This is a genomic window from Collinsella sp. AM33-4BH (assembly GCF_003469205.1).
Taxonomy (GTDB): domain Bacteria; phylum Actinomycetota; class Coriobacteriia; order Coriobacteriales; family Coriobacteriaceae; genus Collinsella.
The window spans coordinates 158,940-180,187 of the sequence record NZ_QSIN01000001.1; the positions used below are offsets into that span (position 1 = coordinate 158,940).

The window sequence follows — 21,248 nt, forward strand, 5'->3', positions numbered from 1 at the left end:
AGCAAAGGCAGGAGGGAATGATCGACGTGGACAAGATAGAGGACGCAGGTGGCGGGCTGCAGGGCCATGCTCGAGGCCGAGCTCGCGCACAGGGACGCGACCAAGAGGGCACGGCTGCTCAGGCAGGCGAGGCTCCCCGTGCACAAGTCGGCCGAGGGGTTCGACTGGTCGCACGTGCGGTTCTCCGAGGGCTGGGGCCGCGACGACATGCTTTCGCTGGGCTTCGTCGGCCCCCGCGAGGACCTCGTGTTCTTCGGCAAGACCGGCAGGGGCAAGACCCACATGGCCGTAGCCCTGGCGATGCGCACGGCCGCCGCCATCTGGTCGTCGCCGAACACCGCGCCCCACCGGCTGAACTCCAGGTTCGTGGTGATGACCACCGACTGCCGCTCGTAGGCGTCGGCGAACACCTAGAAGAGCGCGCGCCGTCGAGATCCAGCGGCAGGAAGCCGAGCTCGTCGATGACGAGCAGCCTAGCGCAGCCGATGAGCGCGGCCTCACGGTCAAGGCGCCCCTCGTCGCGGGCGCGCCGCAGCCGCATGACGAGCGATGACGCGGTGAAGAAGCGGGCCTCCATCCTCCGCTCGCACGCCAGCATGCACAGCGCCGAGGCCATGTGCGTCTTGCCGGTGCTGACGTCCCCCACCAGCACGAGGTCCTCGCAGAAACCAGTTTCATGGAGCGTTTCATTGAAAATCCCCCTAATCTAGCAACGGTTTAAAGTCTACTAGATTGGGGGGGGGGGACGCGAGCCAAGTCGACAAAGGCAGTTAACCGGCGGCTATTCATGCCTCGATTTAGAACCGCTCGAGAATCTCCGCAGCATTCTCTCGCAGATAGATATCTAGGTCCGGCACGGCAAACTGCACGTAGCCCCTCTGTGGTGCCTGAATAACCTCTCTTTGTAGCAATTTGGCCCTAATAGAGCTGATCTCATTGGTCTTTTTACCCATGCGCTTAGCAATCTCGGCTGATTTGGACTGTTGTTTATCCTCGCACATCGCCAAAAGGTATTTGATATCGTTAAGTCCCAGTCCAGAAATCGCGGGCTCGTGAACAACATCGTGAAAACGAGCCTCTGCCAGCGCAATGCCTTCGGTGACATCGTGTTCGCTCACAATGGCACTTTTGGCACGATGCAAGTTGGCGCGCTGCCAAATGGAGTAACCGACCATTTGCACCAGATAGGCATAGCCCTTAGTGGTCTTAGCGGTTCTCGACAGCAGTTAAACCATTGTCTAAAGCGAGAAATACTCACTCTCGGCAGATAAGTTAGGCCCCAACCACGGATCACCCGTCAAGAAGAACTCCGGCCAGCGCTGCATAAACAGCGCTTGCTCGCGCTTCCAGCGGCGCAGCTTTTCCTCGTTGGCCTCTTCCCTGCCGCGCGAGGTGAACTCGTAGTGATACAGCTCGGCATAAGGCGTATAGATGGTGTGGTAGCCCGCCTCCCATACGCGCAGGCAAAAGTCTGCGTCGTTAAAGCCAACGGCGAATTCCTCGTTGTAGCCGCCGACGCGCTCAAATACGTCGCGTCGCACCATCTGGCAGGCGCCCGTTACGGCGCTAAAGTTGCCCGGGCGCACAGCGCGGGCAAGATAGCCCTTGCGCTTTGCTGAGAAGTCCTGGTTGGCATGGGCAAGTGCGCCACGCACGCCAACCAAAATGCCGGCATGTTGCACCAGATGATCGGCAAAGTAGAGCTTGGCACCCACCACGCCCGCATCGGGACGCTGCAGATACCCCATCATCTCTTCGATAAAATCGGGGCTTATGACCTCGGTATCGTTGTTAAGCAGCAGCAGGTAGTCGCCCTTGGCGTGCTCCACACCAAAGTTAATGATTTTGGAGTAATTGAACTCACCCGGCCAGCACACAACGCGCGCGATGCCCTTGCCTTCGGATACTGCAGCCACGCGCTCTGGCAGGGTTTCGTAATACGCAAACGTCTCCGGGACTTCGCTGTTGTTCTCCACCAAAACGATCTCGTAATTGGCATACGTTGCCTTCTGGGCGATCGACATCACACAGGCGTCGAGCGTCTCAACGTGGTCCTTGGTGGGAATCACAATGCTCACCAGCGGCGCAGGCTCCGGCAGCGCATAGCGCATGCGGTAAACAAACGGCGTCTCGGTCTCCTCGACTGTTCCGCGAACGCCCAGCGCGTTAAAGTGGCGTTGAAGCGCAAGGCGCCCGGCTTCAATAGCATACGGCTTGCTATCGGCAGAGCCATCGGCGGTCGATCCCGGATGTACGCGCCAGTGATACAGCACGTGCGCAACATGCTCAAACCGCGCGCCCGCCGCAAGACAGCGAAGCGTAAGGTCGTAATCCTGGGCGCCCGCGACATCTTCAGGCGACATGCCAATACGATCGATGAGCGCCTTCTCCACCATCAAGAAATGCGTCACGCAGTTATGGCTATAGAGCAGGTCGACGTTGAGCTGCGTCTTAAAGACCGGCTGACCCCACTCCCCCGTTTTCTGGAACATGTCCTCGTCGCAGAACAGGACCTGGGGACGCTCGTCCTCGGCAGCCTTGTTCAGCGCGGCAACATAGTGGAATAACGCGTCCGGTTCCAGGATGTCATCGTGGTCCAAGAACGCGATGTAGTCGCCCGTCGCTTGCTCAATACCAGCGTTGGTGTTGACCACAATGCCGCCGTTGCCGGGAAGCTCGATGCGGCGAACGCGCTCGTCATTGGCGTCCGCCGCAAGGTCGGCCACCGCATCCCATTCGGGTGAGGCGTCCATCAGCAGCAATTCCCAGTTGCCATAGCTCTGGGCTAGCACCGAATCCAGCAGCTCGCGCAGGTAGACCCGATCAGTCTTGTAGCACGGCACCACAATGCTCACGAGCGGCCTATAGGCAAAGGCCGCCGAAGCGACACGCTGGCACGCCAAATCGCCCGGCTTTGCGCGATGCTGCTCAAACCAACGTCGATAAGCTGCGTCGTCTGCGCGCGCGTCCTTCATGCGGTTCCAGCTGTCGTCGACCATGCCGTTGTACAGGCGACCATCCATGGCGCAAAACCCGCTCTGGATCCGCTCTGTGGGATCGCTCACGATCGCGACAAAATCTCGTATATCCTGAGGCATCTCTACGCTCAGATACGTTTTATTGACGCGGCAACCGTTGCGCTGGGGAACATCGACCTGCGATTCAAACACATGCACGGTGACATCGATGGCATTCATATGCGTATCGAAGATCTGGAGCTCAGGTGCGCACTGGGGATCTCCCGCCCAGGTGACCTCATAGCGCCACACCGCGCCGGCGTCTGCCGGCAAATAGCGAATGGCATCGATCTCGTAGCGGCCGCAGTGTTCGCCACGCTGCGCATCGCGGATAAGCGCACACAGCGCAGGCTTTGCTTTGTAGTTAATCTTGGATTCCAGCTTGGCCACGCGGCTATCGAGGCGAATGGAGCCCAACCTTTGGCCACCGGATGCAAAAACGACACCCATCGACGAACCATCCAAAAACGGAAGCACCAAGACAGCGAGCTCGCGCTCGTAATCGGAAACGGAAGGGCAAAGCGCCAGCACACGGCCATGATCGACCGGGAGCACCAGCGACGGCACACAAGAACCGCTCGTCGTCGCATGGGCAAACGCTTGAGAACCCTCCTGCTCAATAAGCGCGGCGACATCCTGACCGACATAGCGAAGCAGCACAAACAGACGGCCCTGACTGCGGCAAAGTGCCAAACGCTTGATACTCATCTACACTTCTCGCTTTCCCAGGGCGTTCGCTGCCATGCGTTTGCAGGCACCCAGGCGCCCAAACCTCAAGACGTCGTAATAGAACATGAGCTTTTTGCACTCACGGGCATTGGGGGCCTTGCCGGTAAGCGCCGCACGCACCATAGCAGCAACAGAAGGAGCGCAGTGTGCGAGCGCAGCATCGCTGCCCACGGCAGAACCGGCAAGCGCCGTGGCAACGGCAGCAAACACCTTGCCGCAGTCCGTACCCAACAGCCTGAGCGCATCGTACAGCACCAGATCGCAGAGGAAGTACGCGAGGTCATCGGCATGCTGGACATCGAGACCGTCGCGCTGCCAGTCAGCCAGCACCGCGGAGTAAATCTTCACGTGCTCCAACAGTCGCGTCTCGTCGTCATAGCGCATGGTGTCCATAAGCGAGCCCTTGCGCGCCACGCGGTAGTCATACAGCTTGTTCGAGATAAGCGAGGTCTTGCGCGAGCGACCGTACACGGCAAAATCGAAGACCTGGTCCTCGCCATACTTAACGGTTTCGTCGAACACGATCCCGTTGCCCAGCAAAAACTCACGCCCGCAGGCGGTGCGCCATGCAAAGGGACGAGATGCTTCCTTAAACAGCAGGTCAGAGCTATAGCCTTCAAACGACACATCGCGTGGGCTCAGCACATAGTTAAGCCACGGATACCCCGCCTCGAGCGGGTACGGATTCGCGCCAAAGGTCAAAACGTCGCAGTCCTCGCGCTCAAAGGCGTCGACGATCACGCGGCACGCATCGGACGTAAAACGGTCGTCCGAATCCAAAAAGGCGACGATAGGAGCCGTGGACGCGGCGATGCCTGCATTACGTGCACTCGACAGACCGCCGTTCTCCTTATCGACCAGCGTAAAGCGCGCGTCCTTTTCGCAATAAGCAGCCGCAATATCGCGCGAACCGTCCGGCGAGCCATCGTTGACCAGCACGCCTTCCCAATCGGGCATGTCCTGCGCAAGCAGGGAGTCCAGGCACCAGGCCAGGCACTCCTCCACTTTGTAGATGGGAACGACAACGGAAATCTTGGGGTTAGCCATAGTCACTCGCTCCTACTGTGCGGCCGGAACGTCATCAGGGTGTGGGTTGTCGCCGTAGGTGCGCTGATACGTCAGCACGCGCCAAACCAGCGGCAGGCCGCCAATCTTAAAGTAATGCTTAAACGTATTGAGCTTGCCCGGCTTCTTAAAGTCAAAGCGCGAATCGATATAGGCGCGGGGCGACTTGACCATCAGGCGCAAGTCGGTCTCGCCACGCGGATCGAACAGCGACAGGTCAAAGCGACCGGCGTCCCAGTCGGCCTTGAGCTCGGGAGAGGCCTTCTCCCAAAACTGCTCGCGCAGTTCATCGACCAGGCGCTCATCATTCCAACGGTACGTATCGACCTTCATGCGCATTAAAATGCCCTGGAGCTGAGCCTTGAGCTCGGGGCGTTCATCCAAAAAACGTTGCATCTCGGCATATTCGTCGCACACGCAAAACACCTTGTTGGGCGAATTAACGGAGCTCTTCTCGTTATCCTGGCGATAGCACAAAATGGGGTCCGCAATAAACGCGGCACGCTCGGCGCAAGCCCAAACCTTAAAGTTAAAGCCTGCGTCCTGATACGAGGCACCCGGCGTGGGAAGGAACCGAATCTGATTGTCGTTGAGGAACGCGCGCCGATAGATAGCCGACCAAATGGAAGGTTTGCGGTAGAAGATGCCCGGGCGATCGACGGGGCGATACGCGGCGCCCGTCATATGCTCGTCGATGATCCCAAACAGCTCACGGCGCTCGCTGGGCGTGGACCAATACAGGTAAAAGTCGCCCTTAACGACATCGGCATGCTCGGCGTCGCCCTTGGCAACCAGCTTTTGAAGCGAATCCACGAACATAAAGTCATCGGACTCCAAAATGCCCACGTACTTGCCACGCGCCATCTCCAGGCCGCGGTTCATCGAGTCGCCGTAGCCGCTGTTGGCTTTGTCGATCATCTTTACACGGGGGTCGCGCTCCATGTACTCGCGGATGATATCTGGCGAGCTATCGGTGGAGCCGTCGTTGATGCAGATGATCTCGATGTCCTCGAGCGTCTGCGCCACGGCAGAATCGAGGCACTCGCGCAGGTAGCGTTCAACATTGCAAATGGGGACGAGCAGCGAAACTTTAGGGGTATCAGAGTTCTGCAAGAGAACCTCCTGTTGAATAGCGTGTAACAGGGTTATTTTAGCAGCCGGGTTGCGGCGGGAGGCAGCGCTTGGAATTAGATAAAGCGCTCTAGGCAGGCTTTGAGACCGCGAGTCGAAAGATAGAACAGCGTGGCGTCTGCCATCGAAACGCCCGAGGTCGCTGCAACGAGCTTGTGGGCAACACGGCGAACGGCGCCCTTAGCAGGCATATCCGCCCACTCCGTTCCCAAAAACGTCGTGAAAGCCCTGTTGACGCGGCCGGCAACACGGTGGAAGCCGTCCGCATCCAGACGCGCCAAGTCGAACACAATGAGGTCCAAGAACCAGGTGATCAGCTCACCGGGGCACAGGTCCAAAAGACCGTAGGCCGCCCAGTCCTCCAAGACCTCCTCGAGCATCCTCATGTGGGCGTCAAGCTTTTTGGCGCGAGCCTCGGCACTGTTGAACCCGTGCGTCGCCGAATCGCTCTCCATCACGTAGTGGTAGAACTTGTCCGGCATGACGACGGTCTTGCGGGCAAGCGCATAAGCCGCAAATTGGAAGACGACGTCCTCGCCCAAGGCCAAGCCGGGGGCAAAGCGAATGCCTTCGCGATTGAGCAGCTCGCGCGAAAAAGCCGCACGGCAGGCATAGGGCTGCGCATTCGAATGAAACAGCAGTTGGGGATCACGGTCGTCGAAGGTACCAGCTTTGGGGCTCATGAGTTGCTGGACGCGTTTGGGGGCAGCATCGGCAGGTTCACAGACGCCGCCAAAGACGGCGACCTCGGCATCTGCAGACTCCATGGCATGCAGCACGCGCTTGACCGTCTGGGCATCGATGTAATCGTCGGCGTCCACAAAAAAGACGGTCTCGCCCTCGGCGGCATCGATACCGGCATTGCGAGCACACGAGACGCCCGCGTTTTCCTGGTCAATCACCAGTACGCGATCATCGGCCTGCGCGATCTGGCGCAACACGTTCAACGAATCATCAGTCGAACCGTCGTTGACGCAGATAACCTGAATCGAGCGCTCAGACTGGGCCAACAGCGAATTGAGGCATCGCTGAATGGAGTGCGCAGAGTTGTAAACGGGGACGACAATCGTAGCTTTAGAACACGAGGCCTCTCCCATGCCGACCTACCCCCTCAGCGATTCGATGAGGAAGGCGGCGACCACGCCCGGGCCTCCAACCGAGGCGTAATACTTAGCACGCCCCAAGGCACCATCCGTCGCAAAACTCGGATGCTCGTCAACCCAGCCCTCAGGATCTTTGAGGATGGCAGCGAGGTTCGCGCGCTTCCACGGCTTGAGGTCGTCAAGCGAAAAGTCCCCGGCATCCAAGGCCGCCTGAAATTCCTTGGCCATCTGAGCCAGGAACTCCTTATAGAACTTAGGCGCCAGACGCACGTAGTTCCACATATACGAATCGTACTTAATGAGCTGATTGAACTTGAGCATGCGCGCGACATCGCCGCTTGCGTGGTCGCGGGCATAATCCTCTCGAATCCAACGCTCAATCTCGGCATACTCGGTATTGACGCAAAAGACCTTAGCCGAAGAATTGACCGAGGAATTCTCGTTGTCCTGACGATACGACAACACGGCATCGTGCAGGTAAACAGCTTTATCGGCACACGCGATCACCTTAAAGGCGAATGACGTGTCCTGAAAGGATGCCCCCGGAGTCGGCAGAAACGTAATGCCGTTGCGCTCAAGAAAATCGCGACGGTACACGGCCGACCAAATCGACGGCTTTTGCTTAAAGAACTGTGTCGTATCGCTCGGGTGCACCGGATTGCCGCAGTCCTTGGCCTTAAACATCTCGTGCAGCGAACGGCGTTCCTCGGGCTTAGACCAGTAGAAATCAAAGTTCGCCTTAGCAAAGTCGGCATTATTGCTATCGGCGGCCGAGACAAGCTTTTCGAGTGCGTCGGGCGCCATAAAGTCATCGGACTCCAAGATGCCAACGTACTTGCCCCGCGCCATCTCCAGACCATGGTTCATCGAGTCGCCGTAGCCGCTGTTGGCCTTGTCGATCATCTTGACGCGCCCATCGCGCTCCATATACTCGCGGATAATCGCCGGTGAGTTGTCGGTCGACCCGTCGTTAATGCAGATGATCTCAATATCCTTGAGCGTCTGCGCCAGGGCGGAATCGAGACACTCGCGCAGGTAGCGCTGAACATTGTAAATGGGAATAAGCAGCGACAGAACAGGGCTGCCAGAGGCGTTAGTAGACAAATGTGCTCCTTAGGAAATACCTGTCGTTTCATGGTATCAAAGGGTCAGCGCGCCAGCGGGCGTTTATATAATCTATGGAGCTCGCAGAGGCAAACCGATACGAAAGGACGTCATGCAGCCCAAAGCCGCACGCAACATATCCATCGAGGCCTTGCGCCTGGTCGCAGTCGCCGGTATCGCGGTGTTCCACACCTTTCAGTGGACCTTCCAGGCAACCTGTGTCGGCTTGCCGGAATACGCGCCGCTTGCCGCCTTCCCCTATTCCGGCGTGCTCGGTTTTATTAACCTGCTGGGCTGCTGGGCCAACGAGGTCTTCTTTATCATCTCGGGCTATTTTCTCATCGCTTCTGCCGCGCGTGCTTGGGACGGTGGAGCAACGTGGAAGTCGCAAATGCAACGGACGACGCAGCGCCTGGGCAAGGTCGTTATGCCCACTACGTTTTATTGCCTCGCGGCGCTCGCGTGGTCCACGGTCGTCTCCCCCATTCCCGATGTTACCCTCAACACGCACTACTGGTACACGCTAGGCCTTGAGTTTATCTGGGTCTATGCCGCCACGGTCTTCATGGCGCCATGGTTTGGACTGGCTAAGAGTCGACTCTCCCAGAAGAGCTACACGACGACGGTCATCGCCGTTGGCATCCTCGCATTTGTTGTTAACGGGTATATAGCCGCCATGAGTACGACAAGCGCCGGCGAGTTTTCTTGGCTCCAGAAGCTCATGAGCGCTGCCACGTACGTAATCGCGTTTTTGATCGGCGGTCTGCTCCGCGACGTTACCGATGTCATGGATTCGGACAGGGCGGGCGCCTTGGGCATGCGGTCGCTCGCTGCGATTTTGGCGCTCGCCACCATCCTGGAAGGAGCACTCTCCTTCACCGGCAACCTCACGGCGATGGCAGTCCTCTCCTACAAGTCGACCTCGCTGATCTCGTTTGCCCTCGCTGCCGCCTCCTTGCTCTTTTCGGCAACCCGACGCAGTGCCTCAGGCAATCCGCGGACTGCGGGTGTCATCGTCACCTTATCGACCGCCACGCTCGGTTTCTATGTGATGCAGTCGCTCACCAGTAGCCTGTGACGTCCCGTCTTCAATACGTTGCTCGCAAACATGCTGGTCAGCCAAAACAGCCCGGCAGCTATATGTATCATCACGGGTACCGTCATTAGCATCGTCTTTGCTCTGGCGCTCCTCATCATCGATGCAGCTAGAAGCCTTATCGTTCGCAAGCTCAAGCGGCAATAGACACGCTGCCGTCAGACGTCAAAGCCGCTACACCCATGACAGGTTCCTGCGTTTTATTCAAAGCTTGCCGTCAAGGTGCGCCGAGCCTTTACAATAGGACAGTCCCAAGGACGTATTCGATAGCTTCCGCGCAGCGCTCGCCCGCCGCGCGTGAAAGGATATATTGCCCCATGCCTTCAACCCTTCCCGCTCCCATCGATAAGCTCGCCATCGTTGTCGTTACGTACAAGCGCCAGGAACTCCTGGCCAACCTGTTCGACTCCATGACCGAGCTCACGGCAACGCCCTGGCGCATCGTGATTGTCGATAACGAGAATTCGCGCGAGACCGAGGCCATGTGCACCGCATTCAACGAGCGCCTGGCCAGCCTGTGGGGCATCGACACCGAGCAGCCCGACGCGCAGGGCGGCACCGACCGTGTCATCTACGCCCCGCAGCTCGAAAACGGCGGCGGTGCGGGCGGCTTCTCCGCTGGCACTAAATGCGCCTACGATCTGGGGGCCCAGTGGTTCTGGGTGATGGACGACGACGTGCTCGTCATCCCCGAAGGCATCGAGCGTCTTGCCAAGTGGACCGACCGCTACGATGTCATCCAGGGTTCGCGCCTGGACTTTGACGGCGGCGCTTTCTTTTGGCAGTACCAGCTCATCCTTTCGCTCGGCATCCCTAACCCCATCGCCAAGTGGGACTTGGGGCCCGAGGGCCACCGCACCATGAACCAACTGTGCTTTGAGGGCGGCATGTTCTCGCGCCGCGTGGTCGACAAGATTGGCCTGCCCGACGCGCGCTTCTTTATCTACGGCGACGATGCCTGCTACGGCTACGTGGCCAGCCAGCACTTCCCCGCCGCCGTGGTTGCCGACGTGGTGCTCAAGCGCGCCCGCGCCGTCTCCAACTGGGATATCGCCGGCAAACGACAGCTCAACTCCACGAGCGACACCAACCGCTACTACATCATGCGCAACCGAGGCTTCCTCGCTCGCTATATGCAGATCTACGGTGACTACCACCCCATGCTGTTCCGTCTGGGCAATGCCGCGACCTTCTGCAAGGAGTTCATTCGTCTGGCAGCAGTCGACAAATGCTTTAAGACCGGCATTCCGGCGCTGCGCCGCGGCATGAAGGACGCCCGCAAGATCGTTAAGGATCCCAACTGGAAGCCCATGCCGCCCCTGAAGGACGCCGAGTAGTAAAGGGCTTTCGCCCGCCGCTACAGTCGTTGACACACCACGGACACACGCTGACCGTCAAAGCCAAAGCCCCAACGCATGCGCCCGACGGCGGGGCGCGGCACGCGGATATCATCGATGCCGTCGCGCTCTATGTCGAGTAGCGCCTGAACCGCCAACAGTTCCAGGCCCAGGGCATCGACGCCAGGGTCGTACAACATGTTGACCGTAATGAGCGGTCGCTCATCAAGCATGCCGAGCGTGTCGGCCACGTCAAACACCCGACCGGTGGGAATCACCTGGATATCCCAGCGATCCGAGACGCCACTTCGCTTGGAGCTGGGATTGCAATAGCCGGGCAGTCCAAAGCAGAGCCCCTGAAGCGCCAGATGATAGGCTGTCGGCATATCTGATTGGCCCACATCGATGCCCAGATCGCCGATAGCACAGCTCAAAGCTTGCTTTACAGTGTCCTCGTCTCCTCGACACAGCCCGTCATGGAACGAGTCGATAACTCCAACGTCCTCAACGGCGCACTCAAACCATTCCAGAATTACAAGACGGAGCGCCTGACGCACTTCGTTATTAGGCAGACGCAGGGAACGAAGGCACGCGCCGTCCTCCGAATGCCCCGTCATATCCGTCGTAAGGAATCCAGACAGATACAGCGCAGTCCAGATATCTTCGGGCTTGGCGGCATCGACCTCCTCGGCATGCATATGCACTGGCGCCTCAATAAACCCATGCGGCTCAACCAAATCGAACAATGTGGACAGGCGAATGAGATTCCAGTCGCCGACGCATGCGCCCAGACGGTCGGCGTAACAATACAGATCCGCCCGAACGGGCGCGACGCAATCGCGATGTGCGTAGTCCACCACGCGCTCCGGGCTCGAGCAATAAAAACCACCAAACAGATAGCCCTCGAGCCACTCACGCGCGTCATCCAGACAGCCGTTGCGACCGATGCAATCCAACAGCACTTGGACTTCGTCGTCCGAAAAACCGAACCATCGATCACACCAACTCGACAACGCTGTCGCCGACCGATAGGAAACCCCACGTTGGGACAACGCAAACTCGGCATGACCGGGGCGTTCGCACATCAGACACGTCAATCGCAACGAGTCGCCGGCATCGGCAATGGTGTCGAACAACATTCGGCTGAGCGACTCTAGGGAATCCACGCTACCGTCGTCCTTAGCGTCCAAACGCTTTGGACATACCGCGTCGTAGTCGTCTATCAGAAGAACAACCTGCTCATCGAAAGCTGCCTGGAGCAGCTTGATAAGCACGCCAAGCGCCGCATCGATCTCCTTATCGCTGGCCACCCCACGCGCCGCCCTCTCGATAAGACGGACCTCACGTCTTGACAGATCAGGTGCGGCAAGCAGCGGCAGCAATCGGGCGCACTCGTTCGCGACAGCGCTGCGAATAGCCGCCGCAGCATCGGCGTCGCGCCTCGCAGCGGCAGTTGTAAAGTCGAGCATGATGACCGGATAACTCGCGTACTCATCACGATAGCGACCGCCGCCCGCCTGCCAAATCTGGGTACCAGCGAACAGGCTTCGATCCAGCAGCCGGTGATCAGGTCGTTCCAAATAGCACTTGAGCATCGATAAATTCATGCTCTTGCCAAAACCCTTGGGCCGACAGCAAAACGCAACAGGTGCTTCACTGTCCAATATATCGGCAATAAACATAGTCTTATCGACGAGTAAACACCGATTGATTGCATCGGAAAAGTCGTGTGCATCAACCGGTAGAGCTGCGCTATCCGCATGATTGAGCAACCGTGCACCAAACGCATGAGTAAAACCACAATTCACCTGTTCAGACACCGTAAACTCTCCTTCTAACGCAGCACGATGCCCATTGTAGCGAGCGGGTAGAGCGCAATAATATCGACATGCAAACATTTCGGGCAACGGTAGCAACAGACCCCCGAGGGGGCATAACAAATCGTTGCACAACAAAAAAGGGGCCCGATGCCGCCGCACCGGACCCCGTCCCAAACTCTTATAGAAAACGATCTGGAAGATTACTCCTCCGAGCCGTCCTCCCCAGAAGCCTTCTTCTGCTGATCGAGCTTATGCTTACCACTTACGATAGACGTAGCGCCCAGTGTGGCCAAGCTTGCACTGGCAAGGCTCGCCATCACAATCAGATCGCCCGTCTTGGGCATGTTGCCGCCCGAAGACTTGGTAGTTGTAGTCGTCGTGGTCGTAGTGGTCACCGTTTTGGAGTCATTTTGCTCCTGGACCTGGTCATCGGTGTTGCCCTTACCGCTGTCCTCGCTCTGCTGCTTTCCGTCCTCAGTCTTGCCCTTGCTCTTGTCCTTCTCCTCAGATTCAGACTTCTTATCCTCGTCCTTCTTCTGTTCGGACTTGTCGCTCTTCTCCTCAGAGCTAGAACCCTTATCGGATTCGGTCTTCTCGGAAGCCTTGTCCTTGGAGTCGCCCTTTGCGGCTTCGATCTTTTCCGTGGAAACCTGATCAGAGTTGCCCTTGTTCTGGGTCGAGCCGTTATTGACGCCAGCCATCAGCGAAGAGCCCAGCGTAGAGCCAAGCTGCTCGGAGAAAGAAGGCTTCTTGTCCGGCGAAGCAACGGGAACGTCCGGCGCCTTATTCGAGTCATCCTTGGAAGCATCGGAACCAGGGGTTGCGTCAGAGCCGGAGCCGTTGTTAGAGCCGGTGCCAACGGACGAATCGCTCGAGCCGGTGGATGAGTTAGAGGTGCCAGCGCCGGTCGAACCAGAAGCGTCGCTGTCCGTATTGCCGGCAGAGCTTGAAGACGAATCGCCCGCAGCAGAGCCGTTCGAAACGGAGCCGTTCGAGGTAGAGCCGTTGTTGGTAGTGCCACCAGCAGAGCCATCACCGTCAGCACCGGTCGAGGGCGCATCCATCCTGTCATCGTTGGCATCGTCGCTCGAGTCGTCATTCGAATCAGGCGTCGGCGAGGGCGCCGGCGTAGGTTCGGGCTGCACGGGCGTCGCAGCGGCCTCGTCCTCGGCGATATAAACCAAGCAGTCCTTCAGCTCATTGCGGTAGCGGTTCTTCCAGCCCTCATGATACTGGGGCTGGCTCGAATACTTGGTCGCCACGTTATTGACCACACTGTTGGAAAGCGCCGTCACAAACTCGCGGTCGGACATATCGTTGGAGAGATTCGCCCAACGGAAGAAGTCCCTGCAGCCACCGGTGCCGCACATGTTGGTGATGCTCCACACCATGCCCTTAACGCAATCGGCACGGCCCGAAATATCAATGCCCAGGCCACTCTTGAGCCACGCCTCGGTCACCGCATAGTACGAGTTGTACGCATAGGCATCTTGAAGAGCTGAGAACTCAACAGGATCGATGTTATAAGCGCCCTGGAAGGCCTCCTGCGCAATACGGCCCAACTCGGTGAGCTGGCCGTTCTCGTACATGGCATTGCTCATGTTGGAAATCTCGCTGCCGCGATCAATCGCATCCTTGAGCATGCTGTATTTTTCGGGGTTGTAGTTGTAGGCCTGCTTCATAAACGGAATGAGCGACCAACGACGGTCGAACTGGTAATAACCCAGCGCGTTATAACCGTCACCGTACGAAAAGCCCTGGTTATAGTTGCCGTGACTCTCATATTTGGTGAAGTACTTCATCTCGGGAGTCACGTTAACAAACGAAACGCCCTGGACCGACCTCAGCACGCCCGAAAAGGACTGCTGGGTATAGAGACCCTTATCGATATCGGTCGCATCCGAGGCAACGCCCGGCGTGGGCTCCTCGGCAGCGGCGGGTGCCGGCGCGGAAACGGCGCCAAACGAAAGCGCCAGCGTCAGGCCCGCGACAATCGCAGAATGCTTGGGCTGCATAAGATCCTCCCTGCATTGGTGTAGTTAAAGTGCAGTTTGCAAAGATAAAAATAAGTATTGCAGCTCGCCCGTTGTTGCACAACAACCCCTCGGTAAACGGCAACAACCCTCCGCGAAATCTTAAGGAATTAAACAAACTGGTCGTCGGGCGCCATCAGAAGCTCGCCGTATCGCTCCATCAGCCCGTCCCTCAACTGACAAAAAGCGGGAATATATACGTTCAAGATGCGCTGAATCAAATCTTGAGCGAGCTTGTTGTCATAGATATGGACGTTCGTATTGCGGTCTTTGAGCATATCTAGCCAGGCCGCCTCATCAATAAAGTCGTAGAATCGGTAGGACTCCTTCAAGATGGCACGAGGAGACCCCGACGCGGCAAGCGTGGCGCCCTCATACTCGAGCAGACGCTTAAGGAGCTTCCAGCTCAGTTCAAATTGAAGATTGAACTTATTAATCAAACCACTCTGAACAAAATCATTGTTGAGATCCTGATTGGGCGCATCTTCAAGATTCGCCAAGGCGCTGACAAAGTTCTCATATTTTTTCATACAGAATCACACCATCCCTGGCAATTTCATCGAGCAATTGACGCGATAAGGACTCGTCGAGATTGACGACATCTACATCTAAAAGAGTATCAAGACGCTCCTCGATCAAATATGACAACCGGCCGAAATCCCGGCAACCTGCTACGGCGATGTCAATATCGCTCTTAGGCAAGTTGTCACCTCGAGCGCGGGAACCAAACAGCACAACCTTCTCGGCGTCACATTCCCGAGCAAAAACTTCAATTTGCTTATACACCTTGTCGAGAGATGTCATTTGCAGCCCTACAGCTTAATGTCAAAGTTGATCTCGGGGACGGCGGCCAGGTCGGCCAACGTCACGCCGTCGACGTACTTTTCGATCACGTCGTCCAGACCACGCCAGAATTTGACGGTCGAGCAGAGATCGCTGCGGGCGCAGCTGTTGTCGATACCATCGCACGCCACCGGAGCCGTGCTGCCCTCGACGGCGCGCAGGATGTCGCCAGCACGCACCTCGGCCGGGTCCTTGGCCATCATGTAGCCGCCACCCTTGCCGCGCACGCTCTTAAGCAGGCCTGCCTTCATAAGCGGACGCACAAGCTGTTCCAGATACTTTTGCGAGATACGCTCGCGGTCGGCGACCTCGCGCAGGGCGATCTTGCCCTCGGCGTCACCAAGCGCTGCGATATAGATCATCAGTCGGAGGGCATAGCGGCCCTTAGAAGAAATGAGCATACCTACCCTCCCATCGCATCTGGGACAACATAACCAGGTTTGTTTGTCCCAAATCTTAAGTGAGTGGGACAAACACAACAGGTTATTTTGTCCCAGAATTTGAAAAGTCGAGTGGATTAGTCGGGTTTTCCCTTGACTAACGCCGAACCCATAGTAACTTTATTCCGAGAAGATTCCTAGGGTTTCGCACACCCATGAGTACACCATATACAGAGAGGGACAGCATGAGCGCAAATCCGCTGCTTTCCATCGAAGGTCTGACCGCCTCCGTGGACGAGAAGACCATCCTCCACAACGTCAACCTCAACGTCGCCGCCGGCGAGACCCACGTGCTGATGGGACCCAACGGCGCCGGCAAGTCCACCCTTGGCCACCTGGTCATGGGCGACCCCGTCTACACGGTCAACGACGGCCGCATCGTCTTTGACGGCCAGGACATCACCGAGCTCACCACCGACAAGCGCTCGCGCGCCGGCCTGTTCCTGAGCTTCCAGGCCCCGGTCGAGATCCCGGGCGTGCCGCTGTCGAGCTTTTTGCGCGCCAGCATCGCCGGCCGCCCCGGCCTGGAGATGAAGGGCAAGGAATTCCGTCGTCGCGTCAAGGAGCTCGCGGCCGAGCTCAACATGGATACCGCCTACCTCAACCGCGAGCTAGGCGTGGGCTTCTCGGGCGGCGAGAAGAAGAAGGTCGAGATGCTCCAGCTCCTGTTGCTGCAGCCCAAGCTCGCCATCCTCGACGAGACCGACTCGGGCCTGGACGTCGACGCGCTTTCCACCGTCAGCCACGGCATGGACGCCTACCGCAAGAGCTGCGACGGTTCCATGCTCATCATCACGCATAATACGCGCATCCTGGAGCACCTGGATGTAGACCGTGTCCACGTTATGGTCAAGGGCCACATCGTGCGCGAGGACGACGCCTCGCTCATCCCCTGGATCGACAAGAACGGCTTTGAGACCTTCGAGCGCGAGGCCGCCGAGCAGCGCGCCCAGGCCGAGGCCGCCGCTGCCGGGCAGCAGGCGTAAAGGGGCGACGCAATGACCAAGAACCGCACCGAGGTCGCGGACATCGACCGCAGCCTCTACGACTTCACCTATGGCGAGGAGGGATTCGAGCGCCTCGACGCCGGCATCACGCCCGACATCGTGCGCGAGATCAGCGCCAAAAAGGACGAGCCGCAGTGGATGCTCGACCTGCGCTTAAAGTCCCTCGAGATCTTCGACCGTTTTCCCGACCCGACGTGGGGCCCCTCCATCGAGGGCCTGGACATGGACAACATCGTCACCTACGTCAAGCCCAACACCGACCAAAAGCACGACTGGGAGTCGGTGCCCGACGACATCAAGAACACCTTTGAGCGCTTGGGCATCCCAGAGGCCGAGCGTAGCTACCTGGCGGGTGTCGGCGCGCAGTACGACTCCGAGCTCGTCTACCACAACATGCAGGACACCGCGTCCAAGATGGGCATCGTCTACTCCGGTATTGAGGAAGCCCTGCACGATCCGCAGTGGGAACCGCTCATCCACGAGAAGTTTATGACACTCATCCCGCCCACCGACCACAAGTTTGCGGCCCTGCACGGCGCCGTATGGTCCGGCGGCTCGTTTGTCTACGTGCCCAAGGGCACCAAGCTCGATTTCCCGCTGCAGAGCTACTTCCGCCTCAACGCCAAGGGTGCCGGCCAGTTTGAGCACACGCTCATCATCGTCGAGGACGATGCCGACCTGCACTTTATCGAGGGTTGCTCCGCGCCCAAGTACAACGTTGCCAACCTCCACGCCGGCGCTGTGGAGCTCTTTGTGGGCAAACGCGCACACCTGCGCTACTCGACCATCGAGAACTGGTCCAAGAACATGTACAACCTCAACACCAAGCGCGCGCGCGTGGACGAGGACGGCGACATCGAGTGGATCAGCGGCTCCTTCGGCAGCCACGTGGGCTACCTCTACCCCATGAGCGTGCTCAACGGCCGCCGCGCCCGCTCGAGCTTTACCGGCATCACCTTTGCCGGCGCCGGTCAGAACCTCGACACCGGCTGCAAGGTCGTGCTCAACGCGCCCGATACCTCGGCAACCGTCGAGACCAAGGGCATCTCCAAGAGCGGCGGCATCCAGACGTTCCGCAGCTCCATCGTGGCCACGCCTAAGGCCGAGGGCTCCAAGGCAACCGTGAGCTGCCAGTCGCTCATGCTCGACGACCAGAGCCGCTCCGACACCATCCCCGCCATGGACATCCGCGCCAAGAACGTCGACATCGGCCACGAGGCCACCATCGGCCGCATCGGCGACGATAAGGTGTTCTACCTGATGAGCCGCGGTATCTCGGAGGAAGAGGCCCGTACCATGATCGTCAACGGCTTTGCCAACCCGGTCTCCAAGGAGCTGCCGCTGGAGTACGCCGTCGAGATGAACAACCTGATCAAGCTCGAGATGGAAGGAGCGATCGGATAATGAAACAGACCACCAACACCGCTGCTACCATCCTTGAGCAGGTTAATGCGATGCCGGCTGCCACTTGGGGTTGGCTCAAGATGAACCAGACCAAGCTCGAGCTCTCTGACGAGCTTGCCGCCGCTCCCACCGAGGCCGTTGAGGTCGAGGGCTTGGACGAGCAGTTTACCGGCGTGGCAGACGCGTTTGAAGCCGCCATGGACGCTATGGCCGAGCGTTTCCCCGAGCGCCGCGCCTCCGCCCCCGGCGATGCCGCCGACCGCGCCCGTATCACGCCCGAGACCGAGCTCGACGTGCCTGCGACCTCCGTCTACCAGGCCGGCGCCATCAAGCTCGAGGAGGAGCTCTCCCCTGCCGAGGCCTTCGAGACTGGCATGGGCGAGGCTGCCTACACCTACCTGGCCGACCACGCTACCAAGCGCATCGTCATCGATGTGCCCGCATACAAGCACGCCACGGTTACCGTGCGCGTGAGCGCTGTCGATGCCGCCGCGGCCATCGCCGCCATCGACGTCGTCGCCCGTCCCCAGTCGACGCTCGATCTACATATTGCCCTAGACTCCCCCGTTACCGGCGAGGGTGTCGTGGGCTCCGTGCTACGCGTGTGCGCCCACGAGTACGCCACCGTCAACGTGACCTGCACGCAGACGCTCGACGATAGCTGGATCGCGCTCGACGACACCGGCCTGTTCCTGGACGAGGGCGCGCGCGTCAACGTGCAGCACACCGTCCTGGGTGCCGGTGCCAGCGCCACCGGCCTCGCCGGCGACCTGTTGGGCGATACCGCCAAGGTCACCATCGATACTGACTACCTGGGCGCCCGAGAGCAGGTGCGCGACTTTAACTACGAGCTGCGCCACCGCGGTCGCAAGACCGAGTGCGAGATCGACGCCAACGGCGTGCTGACCGGCACGTCCAAGAAGGTCTACCGCGGCACCATCGACCTCGTGCACGGCTGCAAGGGTGCAACCGGCACCGAGCGCGAGACGGTGCTTTTGGCCAACAAGGGGGTCGACAACAAGACCGTCCCCGTCATCCTGTGCGACGAGGACGACGTCGCCGGCAACCACGGAGCCACCATCGGCCACGTCCGCGACGAGCAGCTGTTCTATCTCGCCTGCCGCGGCCTTGACCAAAACGCCGCCGAGGACCTGTTCGTCCGTGCCAAGCTGGAGGACGCCGCGCTTTCCGCCACCGACGAGCGCACCCGCGCCGCCGTCGTCCGCCTGGGCAACAACCTGATCGACAACTTTGAAGAGGAGCTCGCATGATCGACACCGAGCACGTTAAATGCGATACCTGTACCGCACCGGAGCCTATGGAGCTCGACGCCAGCGACGAGGCCTCGCGCGGCTGGCCTACCGTCGACATCGAGACCAATCCCTACAAGGCACAGTTCCCGCTGTTCCAGCAACACCCCGAGATCGCCTTCCTCGATAGTGCCGCCACCGCGCAGCGCCCTGCCTGCGTGCTCGACGCCGAGCGCGACTTCTATCAGCGCATGAACGCCAACCCCCTGCGTGGCCTGTACTCGCTGTCCGTCGAGGCCACCGACGCCATCGCGAAAGTCCGCCAGCAGATCGCCGACCTCATCGGTGCCTCACAGGCCAACGAGGTCGTCTTCACCCGCAACACGAGCGAGTCGCTCAACCTGGTCGCCAAGAGCTTTGCACCCACGGTGCTCGAGCCCGGTGACGAGGTCGTCATCACCATCATGGAGCACCACTCCAACCTGATTCCGTGGCAGCAGGTCTGCCGCGAGACCGGCGCCAAGCTCGTCTACCTCTATCCCACCAAGACCGGCCAGCTCACCACCGAGGAGGTTCTGGCCAAGGTGGGACCCAAGACCAAGATCCTGGCCGTGGGTCAGGTCTCCAACGTGCTAGGAGTCGAGAACCCGGTCAAGAACCTCGGCAAGCTCGTGCACAAGTACGGCGGCTATCTGGTCGTCGACGGCGCGCAGTCGCTGCCGCACATGCCGGTCGATCTGGCCGACCTGGGCGCCGACTTCTTTGCCTTTAGCGCGCACAAGGCCATGGGCCCCATGGGCATCGGCGTGCTGTGGGGCAAGATGGACCTGCTCAACGCCATGCCGCCAGTGCTTACCGGCGGTGAGATGATCGATTCGGTCACCGAGCAGGACGCCGTCTGGGCGCCCGTTCCCGAGAAATTCGAGGCCGGCACGCAGGACGCCGCCGGCATCTTCGCCACGGGCGCCGCCCTTGATTACCTAGTCAACACGGTGGGTTACGAGAAAATCCAGGCCCGCGAGCAGGCACTCGTCCACTACCTGATGGGCGAGCTCATGCAGCTCGACTTTGTCCAGATCATCGGCTCCATCTATTGGGACAACCACCACGGCGTCGTGAGCTTTAACGTCAAGGGCATCCACCCGCACGACGTCGCGAGCATCATGGATATGGACGGCGTCTGCATTCGCGCCGGTCACCACTGTGCACAGCCGCTGCTCACCTGGCTGGGCGTCGAGAACCTCGCCTGCTGCCGCGCCAGCGTGGCCTTCTACAACGACAAGGCCGACATCGACAAGTTCATCGCCGGCCTGCATCACGTTTGGAGCACGTTCAATGGGTAATCTGTACACCTCCACCACATTTATGGAGCACAACTCGCACCCCGACTATAAGTACGAGATGGATGCTCCCACGCACGAGCACGACGGCATCAACCCCAGCTGCGGCGACGAGCTCACCTTGCAGCTGCGCGTCGAGAACGGCTTAATCGAGGAGGCCTCCTTTACCGGCCACGGTTGCGCCATCAGCCAGGCCAGTGCCGACATCATGGCCGACCTCATCACCGGCGAGACCGTCGAGGAAGCTCACCGCCTGGCAGAGCTCTTCCTCGCCATGATCCGCGGCGAGAAGCTCTCCGAAGAGGACTTGGAAGACCTGGACGAAGCCGCCCAGCTCCAGGACATCTCGCACATGCCCGCCCGCGTCAAATGCGCCGAGCTCGCCTGGCGTACCCTCGACGGCATGCTCGAGGGGCAAGCTAACCAGTAGCGTATGCCCCGAATCCAAGGTTTTTGATTGCCGAGCCGCCCGATACGGGCGGCTCTGTTTTTTCCTAATGAGCACAGATGCACAAAGTCTGCGCGTCCG

18 protein-coding genes and 3 pseudogenes are annotated in these 21,248 nt (G+C 59.3%); 8 read left to right on the forward strand and 13 right to left on the reverse strand.

From position 1 onward, the window contains the following. Positions 1–66: 66 nt before the first annotated feature. Positions 67–255 (forward strand): annotated as a pseudogene (locus DW821_RS10400) (ATP-binding protein); the annotation flags it as partial. A 98-nt stretch (positions 256–353) separates the two neighbouring features. On the opposite strand, the pseudogene DW821_RS10405 reads toward DW821_RS10400, so the two are convergent. The 8 genes and pseudogenes from DW821_RS10405 to DW821_RS00775 all read right to left on the reverse strand — a co-directional run. Further along, a pseudogene (locus DW821_RS10405) lies at positions 354–410 on the reverse strand (hypothetical protein); the annotation flags it as partial. 71 nt (positions 411–481) lie between these two features. Continuing rightward, a pseudogene (locus DW821_RS10385) lies at positions 482–616 on the reverse strand (ATP-binding protein); the annotation flags it as partial. 181 nt (positions 617–797) lie between these two features. Next, positions 798–1,118 (reverse strand): hypothetical protein, encoded by a 321-nt coding sequence (locus tag DW821_RS00750; RefSeq protein ID WP_187361856.1) that lies wholly within the window; start codon positions 1,116–1,118, stop codon positions 798–800. A 120-nt stretch (positions 1,119–1,238) separates the two neighbouring features. After that, positions 1,239–3,725 (reverse strand): glycosyltransferase, encoded by a 2,487-nt coding sequence (locus tag DW821_RS00755; protein ID WP_118065012.1) that lies wholly within the window; start codon positions 3,723–3,725, stop codon positions 1,239–1,241. After that, entirely contained in the window at positions 3,726–4,793 is a 1,068-nt protein-coding gene (locus DW821_RS00760) for a glycosyltransferase family 2 protein (protein WP_118065014.1), read from the reverse strand. Positions 4,794–4,805: 12 nt separating this feature from the next. After that, positions 4,806–5,924, reverse strand: coding sequence for a glycosyltransferase (locus tag DW821_RS00765; protein ID WP_158567519.1), 1,119 nt, complete (start codon positions 5,922–5,924; stop codon positions 4,806–4,808). Positions 5,925–5,998: 74 nt separating this feature from the next. Beyond that, entirely contained in the window at positions 5,999–7,039 is a 1,041-nt protein-coding gene (locus tag DW821_RS00770; RefSeq protein ID WP_118065018.1) for a glycosyltransferase family 2 protein, read from the reverse strand. 6 nt (positions 7,040–7,045) lie between these two features. Further along, the gene (locus DW821_RS00775) at positions 7,046–8,149 is read right to left on the reverse strand and encodes a glycosyltransferase (RefSeq protein ID WP_118065020.1); all 1,104 of its coding nucleotides are present in this window, start codon (positions 8,147–8,149) and stop codon (positions 7,046–7,048) included. Between the two features lie 112 nt (positions 8,150–8,261). Here DW821_RS00775 and DW821_RS00780 point away from each other — a divergent pair, with 112 nt between their 5' ends. Together DW821_RS00780 and DW821_RS00785 are read left to right on the forward strand one after the other, a co-directional pair. Beyond that, positions 8,262–9,227 carry an acyltransferase gene (locus DW821_RS00780; protein ID WP_118065022.1) on the forward strand — a complete coding sequence of 322 codons (966 nt, stop codon included), beginning with the start codon at positions 8,262–8,264 and terminating at the stop codon, positions 9,225–9,227. A gap of 335 nt (positions 9,228–9,562) precedes the next feature. Beyond that, a complete protein-coding gene (locus tag DW821_RS00785) occupies positions 9,563–10,582 on the forward strand; it encodes a glycosyltransferase (RefSeq protein ID WP_118065024.1) in 1,020 nt (339 codons plus the stop codon). Positions 10,583–10,602: 20 nt separating this feature from the next. Here DW821_RS00785 and DW821_RS00790 read toward each other — a convergent pair whose 3' ends face one another. The 5 genes from DW821_RS00790 to DW821_RS00810 form a co-directional block, all read right to left on the reverse strand. Next, entirely contained in the window at positions 10,603–12,480 is a 1,878-nt protein-coding gene (locus DW821_RS00790) for an AAA family ATPase (RefSeq protein ID WP_255415091.1), read from the reverse strand. A 122-nt stretch (positions 12,481–12,602) separates the two neighbouring features. Then, positions 12,603–14,417, reverse strand: coding sequence for a hypothetical protein (locus DW821_RS00795; protein WP_118065027.1), 1,815 nt, complete (start codon positions 14,415–14,417; stop codon positions 12,603–12,605). Between the two features lie 128 nt (positions 14,418–14,545). After that, positions 14,546–14,965 carry an HI0074 family nucleotidyltransferase substrate-binding subunit gene (locus tag DW821_RS00800; protein ID WP_089572004.1) on the reverse strand — a complete coding sequence of 140 codons (420 nt, stop codon included), beginning with the start codon at positions 14,963–14,965 and terminating at the stop codon, positions 14,546–14,548. Continuing rightward, the gene (locus tag DW821_RS00805) at positions 14,952–15,239 is read right to left on the reverse strand and encodes a nucleotidyltransferase family protein (RefSeq protein WP_089572006.1); all 288 of its coding nucleotides are present in this window, start codon (positions 15,237–15,239) and stop codon (positions 14,952–14,954) included. Before DW821_RS00805 ends, DW821_RS00800 begins: the two co-directional genes overlap by 14 nt. A gap of 8 nt (positions 15,240–15,247) precedes the next feature. Continuing rightward, positions 15,248–15,679: an Rrf2 family transcriptional regulator gene (locus tag DW821_RS00810; RefSeq protein ID WP_099431873.1), complete on the reverse strand. Its 432-nt coding sequence runs from the start codon at positions 15,677–15,679 to the stop codon at positions 15,248–15,250. 224 nt (positions 15,680–15,903) lie between these two features. Between DW821_RS00810 and sufC the strand changes: the two genes are divergently transcribed. Genes sufC through sufU form a run of 5 tightly spaced genes read left to right on the forward strand, consistent with a single transcriptional unit; the run spans position 15,904 to position 21,149 of the window. Beyond that, positions 15,904–16,704, forward strand: coding sequence for a Fe-S cluster assembly ATPase SufC (gene sufC / locus DW821_RS00815; RefSeq protein ID WP_117638112.1), 801 nt, complete (start codon positions 15,904–15,906; stop codon positions 16,702–16,704). Between the two features lie 12 nt (positions 16,705–16,716). Next, a complete protein-coding gene (sufB, locus tag DW821_RS00820) occupies positions 16,717–18,129 on the forward strand; it encodes a Fe-S cluster assembly protein SufB (RefSeq protein ID WP_118065029.1) in 1,413 nt (470 codons plus the stop codon). Beyond that, complete coding sequence (locus DW821_RS00825; RefSeq protein WP_118065031.1) at positions 18,129–19,400, forward strand: SufD family Fe-S cluster assembly protein; 1,272 nt, start codon at positions 18,129–18,131, stop codon at positions 19,398–19,400. The genes sufB and DW821_RS00825 overlap by 1 nt, the downstream gene beginning before the upstream one ends. Then, positions 19,397–20,722, forward strand: coding sequence for an aminotransferase class V-fold PLP-dependent enzyme (locus DW821_RS00830; protein ID WP_199584228.1), 1,326 nt, complete (start codon positions 19,397–19,399; stop codon positions 20,720–20,722). Before DW821_RS00825 ends, DW821_RS00830 begins: the two co-directional genes overlap by 4 nt. Continuing rightward, complete coding sequence (gene sufU, locus DW821_RS00835; protein ID WP_118065033.1) at positions 20,715–21,149, forward strand: Fe-S cluster assembly sulfur transfer protein SufU; 435 nt, start codon at positions 20,715–20,717, stop codon at positions 21,147–21,149. The genes DW821_RS00830 and sufU overlap by 8 nt, the downstream gene beginning before the upstream one ends. Positions 21,150–21,248: the final 99 nt, after the last annotated feature.

Bases quoted from the DNA above. Each gene is read 5' to 3' on its own strand.
- DW821_RS00755 (WP_118065012.1), bottom strand. From the start codon at position 3,725: ATGAGTATCAAGCGTTTGGCACTTTGCCGCAGTCAGGGCCGTCTGTTT.
- DW821_RS00760 (WP_118065014.1), bottom strand. From the start codon at position 4,793: ATGGCTAACCCCAAGATTTCCGTTGTCGTTCCCATCTACAAAGTGGAG.
- DW821_RS00770 (WP_118065018.1), bottom strand. From the start codon at position 7,039: ATGGGAGAGGCCTCGTGTTCTAAAGCTACGATTGTCGTCCCCGTTTAC.
- DW821_RS00780 (WP_118065022.1), top strand. From the start codon at position 8,262: ATGCAGCCCAAAGCCGCACGCAACATATCCATCGAGGCCTTGCGCCTG.
- DW821_RS00785 (WP_118065024.1), top strand. From the start codon at position 9,563: ATGCCTTCAACCCTTCCCGCTCCCATCGATAAGCTCGCCATCGTTGTC.
- DW821_RS00790 (WP_255415091.1), bottom strand. From the start codon at position 12,480: ATGTTTGCATGTCGATATTATTGCGCTCTACCCGCTCGCTACAATGGG.
- DW821_RS00795 (WP_118065027.1), bottom strand. From the start codon at position 14,417: ATGCAGCCCAAGCATTCTGCGATTGTCGCGGGCCTGACGCTGGCGCTT.
- DW821_RS00800 (WP_089572004.1), bottom strand. From the start codon at position 14,965: ATGAAAAAATATGAGAACTTTGTCAGCGCCTTGGCGAATCTTGAAGAT.
- DW821_RS00805 (WP_089572006.1), bottom strand. From the start codon at position 15,239: ATGACATCTCTCGACAAGGTGTATAAGCAAATTGAAGTTTTTGCTCGG.
- DW821_RS00810 (WP_099431873.1), bottom strand. From the start codon at position 15,679: ATGCTCATTTCTTCTAAGGGCCGCTATGCCCTCCGACTGATGATCTAT.
- sufC (WP_117638112.1), top strand. From the start codon at position 15,904: ATGAGCGCAAATCCGCTGCTTTCCATCGAAGGTCTGACCGCCTCCGTG.
- sufB (WP_118065029.1), top strand. From the start codon at position 16,717: ATGACCAAGAACCGCACCGAGGTCGCGGACATCGACCGCAGCCTCTAC.
- DW821_RS00825 (WP_118065031.1), top strand. From the start codon at position 18,129: ATGAAACAGACCACCAACACCGCTGCTACCATCCTTGAGCAGGTTAAT.
- DW821_RS00830 (WP_199584228.1), top strand. From the start codon at position 19,397: ATGATCGACACCGAGCACGTTAAATGCGATACCTGTACCGCACCGGAG.
- sufU (WP_118065033.1), top strand. From the start codon at position 20,715: ATGGGTAATCTGTACACCTCCACCACATTTATGGAGCACAACTCGCAC.